Source organism: Alteromonas macleodii, from assembly GCF_903772925.1.
Taxonomy (GTDB): Bacteria; Pseudomonadota; Gammaproteobacteria; order Enterobacterales; family Alteromonadaceae; genus Alteromonas; species Alteromonas macleodii_A.
This window is the reverse complement of sequence record NZ_LR812090.1, coordinates 34,301-50,498: the sequence shown is the minus strand read 5'-3', so window position 1 is coordinate 50,498 and position 16,198 is coordinate 34,301. Positions and strand designations below refer to the sequence as shown.

Sequence of the window (16,198 nt, the reverse complement as noted above, 5' to 3'; positions counted from 1 at the left end):
TAAACTGCTTACGTTTACCATGGGTTTCCTACCGTTGCTCGCATTTTAGTAGCAAGGTAAAATTGTTAGCCACATTCCGGCTCAGTTTCCGGAGATTCTTATGTTTTTTAGTGAAGAGCAGCATCCATGTCGAAAGACGATATTCTTTACCGCGTTCAATTTATCAGTAATGGTGAACGCTATGAGTTATATGTGAAAAACCTTATACAAGGTGCTTTATTTGGCTTTATTGAGATAGGTGACTTTGTGTGGGATACCCACACAAGCGTTGTTGTAGATCCTAGCCATGAAAGGTTAAAAGCTGAATTTTCAGAAGTAACAAAAACTTATATTCCTATGCACAACGTTTTACGCATTGACGCCGTAAATAAAAAAGGAACAGCCAAAATTACTAAATTAGAAAATAAATCTGATAAAGTAACTGCTTTCCCTAGCCCAATATATACACCAACGAAAGAGTAGCCACCGGCGTCAAACCGGTGAAGGTTACCGGAGACCCTTATGTATCGCTATCTGTTAGCAGCATTACTATTTATTTGCAGCGTTAGTTCACCTGCAAAAAGCCTTGATGATGAAAGCTTATACCAACTACTTGATGACATTTGGCAGTATGAGCTTTCGGTTTCCCCTCTTTTAGCCTCTCGCCAAGGCGATAGTTCTTTGGCCCATGTGCTACCTGATATTTCGCCCGAAGCACTTAAAGCACAAAATGAACGATGGCGTGCGTTTCAAAAGGCCTTAAGTCAGTACGAAAAAAACTCTATCTCTACTGACGCTTATATTGCTTTGCTAATGCAGCAATACCGTTTAGCCAACTATGTGGATGAGTATACCTATCGTGCGCACTTGGTGCCTATTAACTCAGAATATGGCTTTCATGGTGCTATGGCCTCGCTTCCTAACTTATCTACATTTAAGCGCGTAGAAGACTATCAAGCATACATTAGCCGCTTAAACGCGCTTAAGCCTTATTTTGACCAGCAAATTACTTATATGAAGCAGGCATTAAAAGAAGGCTACACACAGCCGAAAGTCGTGCTGAAAGGGTTTGAAGACTCAGTTGCGTCGTATATTGTTGAAAATGCAGTGGACAGTGGTTTTTATTCTCCGTTTGCTCGTTTCCCTGAGTACTTTACTGCCGAGCAAAAGGCAGCGCTTACAGAGAAAGGCAAAGCAGCAATAAACAACAGTGTGCTGCCTGCGTATCAAATGTTTTACGACTTTATGGTAGAGGAATACATTCCTAATGCCCGTGAAGATATTGCCGCAAACAACTGGCCTGATGGCGTGGCGTATTACGCCAATAGAGCCAAGCATTACACCACCACAGATATGACGCCTCAGGAAATCCATGATTTAGGTTTGTCTGAAGTAAAACGCATTCGCGCACAAATGCAGCAAATTGTGGATGAGCTTGGCTTTGATGGCGACATTAACGAATTCATTGCGTTTTTACGCGAAGATCCTCAATTCTATGCCACCAGCGCTGAAGATTTACTAAAAGAAGCGTCGTTTATTGCAAAGAAAATGGACGCAAAGCTTCCTTCGCTTTTTGAGTATCTGCCAAGAACGCCTTATGGCGTAGCGCCTGTACCAGACGCTATCGCGCCCAAATACACAACAGGCCGTTACATTCACCCTAGCCGCGATGACCAGCCAGGATATTACTGGGTAAACACTTATGCCCTTGATAAGCGCCCTTTGTATGCATTGCCTGCACTGACCTTACACGAAGCAGTACCTGGCCACCACCTACAAATTTCGTTGGCCGCAGAGCTTGAAGACTTGCCCATGGTACGCCGTAACACCTATATTTCAGCGTTTGGTGAAGGCTGGGGTCTGTACTCTGAGTTTTTAGGTATTGAAGCAGGTATTTATGAAACGCCGTACGACAACTTCGGTCGCTTAAGCTACGAAATGTGGCGTGCGTGTCGCTTAGTGGTCGATACCGGTATGCATACAATGGGTTGGAGCCGTCAGCAAGCGGTGGACTATATGATGGAAAACACTGCGCTTTCAGAACACAACGTTAATACGGAAATAGACCGCTATATCTCTTGGCCAGCGCAAGCGCTGTCATACAAAATTGGTGAAATCAAAATAAAAGGCCTTCGCGAAAAAGCAGAGACTGCTTTAGGTGAGCGTTTTGACGTGCGCAAATTCCACCGCGCGGTGTTAGAAAATGGCTCAGTTCCACTTTTCATATTGGAACAAAATATCAACACGTTTATAGAAGAACAAAAGGCAAAATAAACATGATCGTTGCATTTGGAGTTATAGGATTACTTATCCTGTTTTTAATTTACTTTGTGCTGCGAGCGCAGAATTTGCAAAAAGAGCTGGCGCTGTTGCGCCACTCGAATAAACAGACCAGTAACAAGGTTACGTATGCTTATCGCAATCTTGTTCTTGTTACAGATGCGTTGGAAAAAAACCTTACCGCGCGTATTGAAAGTGCCTATAAAAGCCGTCTTATTGACCAAACTCAATACAATGCGCTGCACCCGCTTATGCGCAACTTTTCAACCATTATTATGGCTTGTTGTGAAAAAGGTATGTCCCTTGAAGAATCTTTAAATAAGGCATTACAGAATGAAGAAGTGACGCTTGAGGAGATTCGTGAAGTGGTGAAGGCTCTACCTAGCAACGTTCGCATGGTATGGGCAAAAAATACCGCAGACGGATTTATTGCTTTTTGCCAAACCGTTACAGCAACCGTAAACGGTACTGCAGCAAAATCACAAAAAGAACCGTCATCACAAGAGTAGCCTCTTACTCTTATCCCCATGTTAGCGCCGATAAAGTGCTAATTACGCGTTAGGGTCGCCCGCTTTACTGTGTTGTTAGGATTGGCGACCCTCGTCTATATCACTACTCTTTTAAAAGTTTAATCTTTTTACCTTTCCAAACTAATCAGTAAGTTAGCAGTTAAAACAACAAGACGAAAACCTTTTATCTTGAAAAGGGTTATTGCTGGCCTATAATACTGTATAAAAATACAGTTTATTTTGAGTGCCATGAAAAAGTCGTTATCCGTACTTAACAAGCATCCCCATATTTGGCGGGCCAGAGATCAAAAGCAAAGTGAAGCTAAGTTTTCGCTGGGTTTTCCGTGTCTGGATAATGCGCTTAACGGGGGCGTGGCTTCTACGGGGCTTGTACGTATTTCCTCACTAACCGGCGTGGGTGAGCTTTCACTCTTTAAACGGGTTATTTGTCAGCATCGCATGCACAAACTGGTGGTGTTTATTAACCCTCCCGGGCTACTACAGTCCCCGTGGTTAGAAAATTTGGGGCTTAAAGCGCAACAGGTACTGGTAGTAAAAACAAGTGAAGAACAAGAGTCATTGTGGGCAGCAGAGCAATGTTTGAAAAGTACGGCTTGCCACTGCGTAGTGCTGTGGAGTAATGCTGTAAATCAAAAAGAAGCGCGACGCCTGCAGGTAGCGGCAACGCATAATGATGCACTGTGCTTGCTGTATACTCCACCGCAACAGCAGGCACCATCATTAAATTATCCAAAAACAAGCTTACAGGGTGGTTTACAAACCAGTACACCAAGCCAAAACGACAACTCATTGCCCATTACTTTAGATATTGCGCTATTTGGCAAACCCCACGCCTTGTCGGTTAATATACGCAAACAACGTCATGGGTGGCCAAAAGATAACATTGTTATTTCTCATCGGTGGACCCCTGACAATCACGCCATTAAATGGGCCATGGCACATAACACGCTTTCCGATCAGGCTTTACATTCTGTGAGCTAATAATGCTGTGGGCCTATATTTACTGCTATCAACTTACTTTAGACAGCCACTTCAAAGCGGCTACAAGTACACATGCGCACAGGAAAGGGTCTAGAAACGAACCTGAAGACGAATCTAACGGAAATTCTTCGTCATTACCGTCGAATACACCTATTGCTGTGTATTGCAGCAAAACGAACAAAATTACGCAATGTAATGATATTGCGAAAAAAGAGGGCATTGAAATTGGTCATGGGCTTGCCCAAGCCGCGGCGCTGTGCCCCTACGTGCATATTCTGCCTTTCAGTGAAGAAGCCGAAAAGCATATGCTGATGCAGCTAGCCCATAGGCTGTATCCTCTGGCTTCTGACATCGTACTAGACTGCCACATTCATTCGAATAGCGTAAATGGTCTGGCAGTAAGGCTAGATAACCTAACCCATTACTATGGCGGGCATAAACCACTGTGGAAAACCCTAACTCAAGCACTTGCAGAGGCAGACATTCGTTATCATTTTGCTAGCGCATGGACAATTGAGGCTGCAAAGGTATTAGCCCTTCATAAACATAACACCTATTTACATACGCAAAATGACATAAAGAAAGTACTAAGTACGTGCCCGCTTTCTATTACTGCTTTGTCACCTAAAGTCATTGACGCCTTGGCAAGGGTGGGTGTTACCCGTGTACAACAGCTATTGGCCATGCCGGTACAAGAGCTGGGGCGGCGCTTCGACAATAACACCATTATGTATCTTACGGCGCTCAGAGGAGAAACCTTCCCTCGCGTTACGCTATTTAGGCCTTTAGAGCACTTTGATAACTTTACTTTATTGCCTTTTGATATTGAAAACACACAGCACCTAACGCCTTTTGTCACGCAGCAGTTTGAGCATTTGTCTCACTATTTACGGGCCAGGAACTTGTATACATCGAGCATTAACGTGCACATTCATTTCAGAGAAGCCCCTGTAATGGAGATTAATATTCAATCGGCACTTCCACAGTCCTCAGTACAAAGTTGGCTACCGCTGTTTAGCCTTAAAACTGAGAACCTAGAGTTACCCGAGCCAGCCACAGCCATTGCGCTTACCTGTCAGCAGTTTGAAGAAATAGATTCGCAGAATGGCGACTTTTTTAGCGATAGGTTTAATGACGTTGCACAAAAACAATTGATTGGCCGCTTAAATGCCAAGCTAGGCGATAACAGTACGTTCCAACCTCGCGCTGCCGACAGCCATCAGTTTGAGTACATGACGGTGACAGAGCCGAGCACCGGTAATTACGATTATAGCAGTGACATTACGCCCACCTTCATCTTTGATACACCTAAACCGCTTATTCAGGCTACCCAAATTTGCTTTGGTCCCGTGCGATTACACAGCGAGTGGTGGCATGACAGCCCAATAAAGCGAGATTATTTCATCGCCCAGACTGAGCAATGTGTAAGGCTTTTAGTATTTAAAGACGAAGAGAGCCGCTGGTGGGTACAGGGCCTTTTTTGTTAGCCGCATGCGGTTAAAGAAAAGGTAAAAGCTAAATCATGAAATACAGCGAACTCTTTTGCCAAAGTAACTATAGCTTTCTTTGCGGCGCCTCTTCTCCCGCAGAGCTTGTGACCACGGCTTCTTTTCTTGGCTATGACGCGCTTGCCATTACAGATGAGTGCTCAGTAGCGGGAGTAGTAAGGGCTTTCGATGAAATAACCCACCAAGGCCTGCCTATTAAGCTTATTGTTGGCAGTTACTTTGTATTTGATGACACTTTATCTTTTGTGCTGTTGTGCCCGAACAAAGCAGCCTACAGCGAACTGTGCCGAATTATAACTAACGCCAGGCGTCGCTCCGCAAAAGGAGAATACCAACTGGCCGAGTGGGATTTGCGTACCATTCGCCACTGCAAATTTATTTGGCTACCAAGCGGAAAAGAAGCCCACGACAAGCATTGGGCTGAGTGGCTGCAAAAGCATCCCGGCATCGATGCCTATATTGGTGCTCAGCGTCTATTAGACGGACGAGATCATCAGAGGTTTGCGCACTACAATCATTTACAGTCTACCTATCCCTTTCCGGTTATTGCCTGTACAGGTGTACTCATGCATCACGCTGACAGGCTACCACTTCAACATGTTTTACATGCCACACAACAGCATACCAGTGTAGATAAAATAGGTCGGGAAGCGTTGAGTAACGCAGAGCGTAGTCTGCGCACCATACAAAAAATAAAAAAGCTCTATCCTGAGAAATGGATAGCCAATACCAATGCCCTAGCCCAGGTATTCACGTTTTCTTTAGAAGAATTGCGCTATCACTATCCTTCGGAACTGGTGCCAGAAGGGTATACGCCTACATCGTATTTACGGGAGCGCGTAGAAGCTGGTATTAAAGTGCGCTTTCCAGAAGGTATAACCTCTGAAATCCGCAAAATTATAGAAAAAGAACTGACACTTATTGCCGAGCAAGAATACGAGTATTTCTTTTTAACCATTTACGATATTGTTCAGTTTGCCAAGCGGCAGCGCATTTTGTATCAAGGGCGAGGCTCTGCGGCTAACTCTGTGGTGTGCTATTGCCTAGAGATAACAGCCGTAGATCCAAGGCAAATAAGTGTACTATTCGAGCGTTTCATATCTAAAGAACGTAATGAACCGCCCGATATTGATGTGGATTTCGAGCATCAGCGCCGTGAAGAGATCATTCAATACATTTATCAAAAATACGGCAGAGAAAGAACCGCTATCGCGGCTACCGTTATTTGCTACCGCTTTAAATCAGCGTTTAAAGATGTGGGTAAAGCGCTTGGTTTTAGCGAGTCACAACTTGATTTTGTAGTTAAACAAATCAATCGCCGAGACAGCGTTATTCCGTGGAAGTCTCAGCTGGCAGGGCTTGGGCTAAATCCTGAAGAGCCTAGGGTACAGCAGTTAATTAATCTTACCGAAGCTTTACTGGGTACACCCCGACATTTGTCGCAGCATGTGGGTGGTTTTGTTATTAGCGCAGGTCCGCTTTACGATCTTGTCCCCGTTGAAAATGCCGCAATGGAAGACCGCACCATCATTCAATGGGATAAGGATGACATTGAAACCTTGGGCCTGCTAAAAGTGGATGTACTAGCGCTTGGGATGTTAAGCGCTATTCGTCGAGCATTTTCGCTTATTAACAAGCAGTATCCGGTTGAAACCAGTATTCCATTTATTACTAAGCTTGGGGATGACAAACAGGTTTTCGATATGATTTGTCGGGCAGATACAGTCGGCGTTTTTCAAATAGAATCACGGGCTCAGATGTCTATGCTGCCAAGGCTCAAACCTCGTCGCTATTACGATTTGGTCGTACAAATAGCCATTGTACGTCCTGGCCCTATTCAAGGCGATATGGTCCACCCTTATTTGATACGTCGACACGGCAATGAAACCATTAGCTACCCGTCTAAAGATGTGGAAAAGGTGCTATCTCGCACTATGGGTGTGCCTATCTTCCAAGAACAAGTGATTCAGCTTGCTATGGTTGCCGCTGGCTTCAGTGGTGGAGAAGCTGACCAGTTGCGACGCGCTATGGCTAGCTGGAAAAAAGACGGCAGAATTTTTGAGTTCAGAGATAAACTCATTAAAGGTATGACGGATAAAGGCTATGAAAGTACGTTCGCTCATAACTTATTCGAACAAATCAAAGGCTTTGCAGGGTATGGTTTTCCCGAGTCTCACTCAGCGTCTTTTGCGGTATTAGCTTATGTGTCTTGTTGGTTGAAGTTTTACTTTCCCGTAGAATTTTACGTGGCGCTATTAAATAGCTGGCCCATGGGTTTTTATTCTCCTTCTCAGTTAGTTCAAGACGCTAAGCGTCACCATATACGAGTAGAGGCGCCCTGCGTGAACCAGTCAAGCTCAGAACACACTTTGGTTGTAAAGGGCCAGGAAAAGTACATACAGCTTGGCCTTAAGCTTATAAAAGGTTTAAGTGAAGCGTCGTCTCAGATTATTGTGGAAAACCGTTCAGATAAAGGCTACACAAATGTTGAACAGTTACAGCAGCTATCTTTAAAAAGCAATGAATTAGAGGCACTTGCCAGTGCAGACGCACTTCGTACTATATCAGGAAATCGGTACGAAACTCGTTGGCGAATTATGGATACCCAAACGCGTTTACCGCTATTTGATACCGATGATTTTTATGCAGATAAAAGTGCCACAACGTTTGACGCTAAACCCTCTGAAGCAGAAAACTTGCTTGAAGATTATGCCTCGACAGGCTTGTCTGTAAATAACCATCCTATTTCTCTGCTTAAGCGGCAACATGAGCTTAAAGACATAAGCTGGTCAAATTCACTTAAAGATAAAAAAAATAAGTCTGTTGTTAAAGTACTGGGGGCAGTAACTGGTCGACAGGCCCCAGGCACTGCAGCAGGGGTTACCTTTCTAACTTTAGAAGATGATATAGGCAATATGAATGTTGTGGTATGGCAAGCTACGGCGCGAGCTCAGCAACAAACTTTTTTGAAAGCAAAGCTTCTTCAGGTTAACGGTATTATTGAACGTTCAAAAGAGGGGGTTATTCACATTATCGCGGGTAAGCTTATCGACCGTACACCTTGGCTCGAAAAGCTAACTTTAAACTCTAGAGATTTTCACTGAACCTTTTACAGAGTCAAAGCAATAGATTATGGTGTGCGAAACGGTTATTTTTTGAATGATAATGCCTTTTTTGTTAAGTAACATATAGATGAATCCGCTATACCTGTAGAGAACAGTTGTCATTTTTGGAGTATAAAATGAAGGGATGGATTGCGCTTTGTATTATCTGCTTATTCAGTCTTAGTAGTTACGCAGATAAATATATAGTTGGCGCACAAAATTTATCGTACTTCCCTCACTACGATTTTTCTTCTCCAGTAGATAAAGGCGTAGCCTGGTCAGTTCTAGAAGCCTTTTCTGAAGCTTCTGGGCACGAATTTATTTATTTGAGTTTGCCCATTAGACGGCTTCAACTCGAGCTAGTTAAAGGTAATGTTGATTTTGTATACCCTGATAACAGAGGATGGTATAACAGCATCACCACTTCCAGCGATAAGCATTTTTCACTCCCCTTAACCAATGCAGTAACAGGTACTATCGTTAAACAAGAAAATGCTGGGCTAGGTATTGATAAGATAAAGCATCTAGCCATGCCGCTAGGGTTCACACCGGTAAACTGGCAAAAAAGAATAGACGATAAACATACACAAATTACTTGGGTTACGAATATACAACAGGGCTTAGCCCTTTTATATCAAGAACGCGTCGACGGATTAGATTTGGAATACTTTGTCAGTCAAAGTTCTGCACCGCTAGCGTATGAGAAAGACGCGTTTACTTTAGATTTGACGCTTCCACATAACGAAATCCCTTTTTCTTTGTCTACCCTTTATCATAAACACATTATTAGTGAACTGAATGATTTCATATCCTCAAACCCCGAATTAATTGATAGTATAAAAGCGAAATACGGAATAACCCCGTTTGAGCAATTATCTCAGCAGCTTCTTAACGAACAAGGATTGGAAATTGAAGAGGTTTGGAAATAATGTCTGCCGCTTTGTAGGTGTCGTCACTTTATTACTGACGCTCACTATTTCAAGCCCATTTGTTTGTGCCGAAACCTATATCGTTGGTGCACAAGATATAGAATATTATCCGTATTACAACTTTGCATCAGAGCACGATAAAGGGTTAGGTAGAGCTATTCTTGATGCCTTTTCCAAGAAAACTGGACATAACTTCATTTACTTAAGTATGCCGGTGAAGCGCCTTCAAATAGAGTTAACAAAAGGCAATGTGGATTTCGTCTTTCCTGACAACCCTGAATGGTATAACCAAATCACACATAAGCTCGGTAAAGTTTATTCTAAGCCACTTACCGACACGTTTGCAGTGACTCTGGTTAGAAAAGAAAAACAAGGCTCAGAGCTTAGCCACATTTCAAAGCTTGCAACGCCCGAAGGGTTCTCGCCTGTTAAATGGAAGCAACAGATTAAAAACGGGTCAGTTGAAGTAATAGGCGTTAGCAGTATTTATGAAGGCCTTAGGCTTTTACAAAGCAATAAAGTGGATGCTTTTGATGTGGAATACCATGCCTCATTATATTTTATACAACGCTTTCCTCAGTCAGCTTCTTTTGTTGCCGACTTAACGCTACCTAACAATGTTGTCTCATTTTCCTTATCGACATTAAATCATCCAGAGATTATTAATGAATTAAATACCTTTTTGCTGACTAATTCTGGCGAAATAAATGATATAAAAGAAAGATATGGTATTGAAGATATAGCGCAACTGAAAAAACAGTTGATGGATGAGCAAGATATTAATAAAAACGCGCTATGGACCCCCTTGTAAAAACTTCAATAATGTCAGTAATGTAGACTTTCCAAAACTAAAGCTTTTCTTATTTTATAGCCCTATCCAACTGAAATTAATAATTTTTTTCGGTTGGATAATTTTTTGCTTGTTGATTACTAGATCAAGGAGCAATTATGAAACAGTTATCACTACTTTTATTTTCTTTTCTAATCATTTTTACCACCAATAGCGCACAGGCAAGGCAAACTGTCAGTGTCGACTATATGCACGGATTTGACGATATAGACGGTATGCGCTTCGCATACAGACCACTTGAACAAACATTAGCGACAGATTGGTTTGGCGACATAAAGCTTTACTGGGAAGTGAGTGCGGTTGTTTGGGAATATGGCGAAAACGATACACATAGCACTAGTTATGGCGCGTCACTGACTCCTGTTTTTATGAAACAGGTATCCACGCTATATGACAAGTATCCTGTATATATAGAAGCAGGTATTGGCGCAAGCTACATTGGCGATCAAAAAGTAGCTGGTAAAGATATTGGGTCTAACTACCAATTTGAAGACAGGTTAGGTGTGTTTGTAGAGATTGATAAGAAGCAACATGTTGCCCTGCGTTATATGCACTTTTCAAACGGTGGCTTTAATAACGACAACCCGGGACTAGACTTCCTAAACCTATCCTACGCCTACCATTTCTAAACGCAAAAACCCGCCGTTAGGCGGGTTCTTTTAATGAGACCTGGCAGTGTCCTACTCTCACATGGGGAAGCCCCACACTACCATCGGCGCTAATACGTTTCACTTCTAAGTTCGGAATGGAATTAGGTGGTACCGTATCGCTATGGCTGCCAGGAAAAACTGGTTTGCAGTAGCAATTACTGCGTAAAGCTGAGAACTCTCAACCTTACTAAATTCTGTGAGCTCGCATATAAAATGCTGTAGCTTCTATATAAAGCAAAAAACCCGCCGTTAGGCGGGTTTTTCTTAATGGGACCTGGCAGTGTCCTACTCTCACATGGGGAAACCCCACACTACCATCGGCGCTAATACGTTTCACTTCTGAGTTCGGAATGGAGTCAGGTGGTACCGTATCGCTATGGCTGCCAGGAAAACTGGTAACAATCTAGAAAACTGGATATCAATTCAATCGTGAGTAACTACTTTTCACTCTTACTTGCTTACTTTAGCTTGTCTACAACACTCAAAAGCCTAAAGCTTTTTGGGCGTTGTATGGTTAAGCCTCTCGGGCAATTAGTACAGGTTAGCTTAACGCCTTACAACGCTTCCACACCCTGCCTATCAACGTCATCGTCTATAACAACCCTTCCAGAACTTAAAGTTCAGGGATGACTCATCTTTGGGCCGGCTTCCCGCTTAGATGCTTTCAGCGGTTATCCGTTCCGAACATAGCTACCGGGCAATGCGATTGGCATCACAACCCGAACACCAGCGGTTCGTCCACTCCGGTCCTCTCGTACTAGGAGCAGCTCCCATCAATCATCCAACGCCCACACCAGATAGGGACCGAACTGTCTCACGACGTTCTAAACCCAGCTCGCGTACCACTTTAAATGGCGAACAGCCATACCCTTGGGACCGACTTCAGCCCCAGGATGTGATGAGCCGACATCGAGGTGCCAAACACCGCCGTCGATATGAACTCTTGGGCGGTATCAGCCTGTTATCCCCGGAGTACCTTTTATCCGTTGAGCGATGGCCCTTCCATACAGAACCACCGGATCACTATGACCTACTTTCGTACCTGCTCGACGTGTCTGTCTCGCAGTTAAGCTAGCTTATGCCATTGCACTAACCTCACGATGTCCGACCGTGATTAGCTAACCTTCGTGCTCCTCCGTTACTATTTGGGAGGAGACCGCCCCAGTCAAACTACCCACCAGACACTGTCCACAATCCCGATTAGGGACCAATGTTAGAACATCAAACATACAAGGGTGGTATTTCAAGGACGGCTCCACACAATCTAGCGACTGTGCTTCAAAGCCTCCCACCTATCCTACACATGTAGGTTCAATGTTCAGTGCCAAGCTGTAGTAAAGGTTCACGGGGTCTTTCCGTCTAGGTGCGGGTACACAGCATCTTCACTGCGATTTCAATTTCACTGAGTCTCGGGTGGAGACAGCGTGGCCATGGTTACACCATTCGTGCAGGTCGGAACTTACCCGACAAGGAATTTCGCTACCTTAGGACCGTTATAGTTACGGCCGCCGTTTACCGGGGCTTCGATCAAGAGCTTCGTCCGAAAACTAACCCCATCAATTAACCTTCCGGCACCGGGCAGGTGTCACACCCTATACGTCCTCTTACGAGTTTGCAGAGTGCTGTGTTTTTAATAAACAGTCCCAGCCACCTGGTCACTGCGGCCTCCACTTGCTTACCACGCGAAGTGTTCACAAACAGAGGCGTACCTTCTCCCGAAGTTACGGTACAATTTTGCCGAGTTCCTTCACCCGAGTTCTCTCAAGCGCCTTAGTATTCTCTACCTGACCACCTGTGTCGGTTTGGGGTACGGTTCATATAATCATAAGTTTAGAAGCTTTTCCTGGAAGCAGGGCATCAACAACTTCACTCCCTTGGGAGCTCGTCTCGTGTCTCGGCCTTAGAATTCCGGATTTACCTAAAATTCCAGCCTACGCACTTTCACTTGGACAACCAACGCCAAGCTTGCCTAGCCTTCTCCGTCCCTCCATCACTGATTATATAAGTACGGGAATATTAACCCGTTTCCCATCGACTACGCATTTCTGCCTCGCCTTAGGGGCCGACTTACCCTGCCCTGATTAGCATGGGACAGGAAACCTTGGTCTTCCGGCGTGGGAGTTTTTCACTCCCATTATCGTTACTCATGTCAGCATTCGCACTTGTGATATGTCCAGCAAGCTTTACAACTCACCTTCATCCACTTACACAACGCTCCCCTACCCAGCATGTAAACATGCTGCCGCAGCTTCGGTATATTGCTTAGCCCCGTTACATCTTCCGCGCAGGCCGACTCGACTAGTGAGCTATTACGCTTTCTTTAAAGGGTGGCTGCTTCTAAGCCAACCTCCTAGCTGTCTATGCCTTCCCACATCGTTTCCCACTTAGCAATATTTTGGGACCTTAGCTGGCGGTCTGGGTTGTTTCCCTCTCCACGACGGACGTTAGCACCCGCCGTGTGTCTCCCGGATAGTTCTCATTGGTATTCGGAGTTTGCAAAGGGTTGGTAAGTCGGGATGACCCCCTAGCCTTAACAGTGCTCTACCCCCAATGGAATTCGTCCGAGGCTCTACCTAAATAGATTTCGGGGAGAACCAGCTATCTCCCGGTTTGATTGGCCTTTCACCCCCAGCCACAAGTCATCCCCTAACTTTTCAACGTTAGTGGGTTCGGTCCTCCAGTTGATGTTACTCAACCTTCAACCTGCTCATGGCTAGATCACCGGGTTTCGGGTCTATACCTAGCAACTAAACGCGCAGTTAACACTCGCTTTCGCTACGGCTCCGCTATTCGCTTAACCTTGCTACTAAATATAAGTCGCTGACCCATTATACAAAAGGTACGCAGTCACCCCGAAGGGCTCCCACTGCTTGTACGTATACGGTTTCAGGTTCTATTTCACTCCCCTCACAGGGGTTCTTTTCGCCTTTCCCTCACGGTACTGGTTCACTATCGGTCAGTTAGGAGTATTTAGCCTTGGAGGATGGTCCCCCCATATTCAGTCAAGATAACACGTGTCCCGACCTACTCGATTTCACTGTAAAGATTGCGTCGTGTACAGGGCTATCACCTTGTATCGCTCCTCTTCCCAAAGGATTCCACTACATTCAAAACAGCTTAAGGGCTGTTCCCCGTTCGCTCGCCGCTACTAGGGGAATCTCAATTGATTTCTTTTCCTAAGGGTACTTAGATGTTTCAGTTCCCCTCGTTCGCCTCGTTACACTATGTATTCATGCAACGATACCTGTAAACAGGTGGGTTTCCCCATTCGGACATCTGTGGCTCAAATGCATTTTGTCGGCTCACCACAGCTTTTCGCAGACTTACACGTCCTTCATCGCCTCTAACTGCCAAGGCATCCACCGTATACGCTTCGTCACTTAACCATACAACCCCAAACAGCCTTTTGACTTCTGTCTAAGTTATGTCGTATGCATGACAAGCTAATCGGAAGAATTGCCTTGTTATCAATAATTTGATAACAAGCAATTCAGTCAAGTAGAGTAAAAAGTCATCTTTCGATTTCTCAGTTACTCAATTTTGATTGATTACTATTAATATCAGCTTTCCAAATTGTTAAAGAGCATAGTGCTTAATTCAAAACACTTAGGTTTGATCTTAAATCAAAGCTAAGGGCTTTTATTTAAGTCATCTTTAAATATAAACAAGACTATCTGTGTAGGCACTGCATCAAGTGCGTCTATCGACGTAATGGTAAGGAGGTGATCCAACCCCAGGTTCCCCTAGGGTTACCTTGTTACGACTTCACCCCAGTCATGAAACACAAAGTGGTAATCGTCCTCCCGAAGGTTAGACTAACTACTTCTTTTGCATCCCACTCCCATGGTGTGACGGGCGGTGTGTACAAGGCCCGGGAACGTATTCACCGCAGTATTCTGACCTGCGATTACTAGCGATTCCGACTTCATGGAGTCGAGTTGCAGACTCCAATCCGGACTACGACATTCTTTAAGGGGTCCGCTCCACATCACTGTCTCGCTTCCCTCTGTAAATGCCATTGTAGCACGTGTGTAGCCCTACACGTAAGGGCCATGATGACTTGACGTCGTCCCCACCTTCCTCCGGTTTGTCACCGGCAGTCTCCTTAGAGTGCCCAACTTAATGCTGGCAACTAAGGACAAGGGTTGCGCTCGTTGCGGGACTTAACCCAACATCTCACGACACGAGCTGACGACAGCCATGCAGCACCTGTGTCAGAGTTCCCGAAGGCACCAATCTATCTCTAGAAAGTTCTCTGCATGTCAAGTGTAGGTAAGGTTCTTCGCGTTGCATCGAATTAAACCACATGCTCCACCGCTTGTGCGGGCCCCCGTCAATTCATTTGAGTTTTAACCTTGCGGCCGTACTCCCCAGGCGGTCTACTTAGCGCGTTAGCTTCGCTACTCACGACTTAAAGTCACAAACAGCTAGTAGACAGCGTTTACGGTGTGGACTACCAGGGTATCTAATCCTGTTCGCTACCCACACTTTCGCACATGAGCGTCAGTCTTTGGCCAGGGAGTCGCCTTCGCCACTGATGTTCCTCCAGATATCTACGCATTTCACCGCTACACCTGGAATTCCACTCCCCTCTCCAAGACTCTAGTCTGCCAGTTCTAAATGACCATCCCAGGTTGAGCCCGGGGCTTTCACATCTAGCTTAACAAACCGCCTGCGTGCGCTTTACGCCCAGTAATTCCGATTAACGCTCGCACCCTCCGTATTACCGCGGCTGCTGGCACGGAGTTAGCCGGTGCTTCTTCTGTTGTTAACGTCACGGCTAGCAGGTATTAACTACTAACTTTTCCTCACAACTGAAAGTGCTTTACAACCCGAAGGCCTTCTTCACACACGCGGCATGGCTGCATCAGGGTTTCCCCCATTGTGCAATATTCCCCACTGCTGCCTCCCGTAGGAGTCTGGACCGTGTCTCAGTTCCAGTGTGGCTGATCTTCCTCTCAGAACAGCTAGAGATCGTTGCCTTGGTAAGCCTTTACCTTACCAACTAGCTAATCTCACTTGGGCCTCTCTTTGCGCCGGAGCCTAAGCCCCGTTTGGTCCGTAGACATTATGCGGTATTAGCAGTCGTTTCCAACTGTTATCCCCCTCGCAAAGGCAAGTTCCCAAGCATTACTCACCCGTCCGCCACTCGTCAGCGAAGTGCAAGCACTTCCTGTTACCGTTCGACTTGCATGTGTTAGGCCTGCCGCCAGCGTTCAATCTGAGCCATGATCAAACTCTTCAATTAAATATATCGAAATATGAATCGTCGTTGTGACACTCTTAACGAGTGCCCACACAGATTGTCTTGTCTAAATTGTTAAAGAACATTGCGACTTCGTCGCAATTCACCAGAAGCCGTTGCTTCTTAGTGACTCACCCTGTTC

At 45.0% G+C, this 16,198-nt stretch carries 9 protein-coding genes and 4 rRNA genes; 9 read left to right on the top strand and 4 right to left on the bottom strand.

Going from position 1 to position 16,198, the window contains the following annotated elements; genetic code table 11:
• The first annotated feature begins 126 nt into the window (after window positions 1-126).
• The 9 genes from PCAR9_RS00220 to PCAR9_RS00180 all read left to right on the top strand — a co-directional run bounded on the left by PCAR9_RS00220 (window position 127) and on the right by PCAR9_RS00180 (window position 10,790).
• Window positions 127-462 carry a DUF1820 family protein gene (locus PCAR9_RS00220; protein ID WP_179981896.1) on the top strand — a complete coding sequence of 112 codons (336 nt, stop codon included), beginning with the start codon at window positions 127-129 and terminating at the stop codon, window positions 460-462.
• Between the two features lie 39 nt (window positions 463-501).
• Window positions 502-2,253, top strand: coding sequence for a DUF885 domain-containing protein (locus PCAR9_RS00215; RefSeq protein ID WP_179981895.1), 1,752 nt, complete (start codon window positions 502-504; stop codon window positions 2,251-2,253).
• A gap of 2 nt (window positions 2,254-2,255) precedes the next feature.
• The gene (locus PCAR9_RS00210; RefSeq protein WP_179981894.1) at window positions 2,256-2,768 is read left to right on the top strand and encodes a hypothetical protein; all 513 of its coding nucleotides are present in this window, start codon (window positions 2,256-2,258) and stop codon (window positions 2,766-2,768) included.
• A 249-nt stretch (window positions 2,769-3,017) separates the two neighbouring features.
• A complete protein-coding gene (locus PCAR9_RS00205; RefSeq protein WP_179981893.1) occupies window positions 3,018-3,770 on the top strand; it encodes a recombinase RecA in 753 nt (250 codons plus the stop codon).
• A gap of 2 nt (window positions 3,771-3,772) precedes the next feature.
• Complete coding sequence (locus PCAR9_RS00200) at window positions 3,773-5,257, top strand: Y-family DNA polymerase (RefSeq protein ID WP_232091076.1); 1,485 nt, start codon at window positions 3,773-3,775, stop codon at window positions 5,255-5,257.
• Window positions 5,258-5,292: 35 nt separating this feature from the next.
• Entirely contained in the window at window positions 5,293-8,382 is a 3,090-nt protein-coding gene (locus PCAR9_RS00195) for an error-prone DNA polymerase (protein ID WP_179981892.1), read from the top strand.
• 137 nt (window positions 8,383-8,519) lie between these two features.
• Window positions 8,520-9,311, top strand: coding sequence for a hypothetical protein (locus PCAR9_RS00190; RefSeq protein ID WP_179981891.1), 792 nt, complete (start codon window positions 8,520-8,522; stop codon window positions 9,309-9,311).
• Window positions 9,292-10,122 carry a substrate-binding periplasmic protein gene (locus PCAR9_RS00185; RefSeq protein WP_179981890.1) on the top strand — a complete coding sequence of 277 codons (831 nt, stop codon included), beginning with the start codon at window positions 9,292-9,294 and terminating at the stop codon, window positions 10,120-10,122. The genes PCAR9_RS00190 and PCAR9_RS00185 overlap by 20 nt, the downstream gene beginning before the upstream one ends.
• Before the next feature lie 137 nt (window positions 10,123-10,259).
• Entirely contained in the window at window positions 10,260-10,790 is a 531-nt protein-coding gene (locus PCAR9_RS00180) for an acyloxyacyl hydrolase (RefSeq protein ID WP_179981889.1), read from the top strand.
• Window positions 10,791-10,828: 38 nt separating this feature from the next.
• Here the strand turns inward: PCAR9_RS00180 and rrf (PCAR9_RS00175) are convergent.
• The 4 genes from rrf (PCAR9_RS00175) to PCAR9_RS00160 all read right to left on the bottom strand — a co-directional run bounded on the left by rrf (PCAR9_RS00175) (window position 10,829) and on the right by PCAR9_RS00160 (window position 16,059).
• A 5S ribosomal RNA gene (gene rrf, locus PCAR9_RS00175) occupies window positions 10,829-10,944 on the bottom strand.
• A gap of 139 nt (window positions 10,945-11,083) precedes the next feature.
• Window positions 11,084-11,199: ribosomal RNA gene (rrf, locus tag PCAR9_RS00170) — 5S ribosomal RNA — on the bottom strand.
• Window positions 11,200-11,321: 122 nt separating this feature from the next.
• Window positions 11,322-14,197: ribosomal RNA gene (locus PCAR9_RS00165) — 23S ribosomal RNA — on the bottom strand.
• A 329-nt stretch (window positions 14,198-14,526) separates the two neighbouring features.
• Window positions 14,527-16,059, bottom strand: a 16S ribosomal RNA gene (locus PCAR9_RS00160).
• Together the 16S, 23S and 5S rRNA genes form the textbook arrangement of a ribosomal RNA operon.
• Window positions 16,060-16,198: the final 139 nt, after the last annotated feature.

Excerpts from the sequence above, each read along its gene's own strand:
- PCAR9_RS00220 (WP_179981896.1), top strand. The coding sequence starts at position 127 with ATGTCGAAAGACGATATTCTTTACCGCGTTCAATTTATCAGTAATGGT.
- PCAR9_RS00215 (WP_179981895.1), top strand. The coding sequence starts at position 502 with ATGTATCGCTATCTGTTAGCAGCATTACTATTTATTTGCAGCGTTAGT.
- PCAR9_RS00210 (WP_179981894.1), top strand. The coding sequence starts at position 2,256 with ATGATCGTTGCATTTGGAGTTATAGGATTACTTATCCTGTTTTTAATT.
- PCAR9_RS00205 (WP_179981893.1), top strand. The coding sequence starts at position 3,018 with ATGAAAAAGTCGTTATCCGTACTTAACAAGCATCCCCATATTTGGCGG.
- PCAR9_RS00200 (WP_232091076.1), top strand. The coding sequence starts at position 3,773 with ATGCTGTGGGCCTATATTTACTGCTATCAACTTACTTTAGACAGCCAC.
- PCAR9_RS00195 (WP_179981892.1), top strand. The coding sequence starts at position 5,293 with ATGAAATACAGCGAACTCTTTTGCCAAAGTAACTATAGCTTTCTTTGC.
- PCAR9_RS00190 (WP_179981891.1), top strand. The coding sequence starts at position 8,520 with ATGAAGGGATGGATTGCGCTTTGTATTATCTGCTTATTCAGTCTTAGT.
- PCAR9_RS00180 (WP_179981889.1), top strand. The coding sequence starts at position 10,260 with ATGAAACAGTTATCACTACTTTTATTTTCTTTTCTAATCATTTTTACC.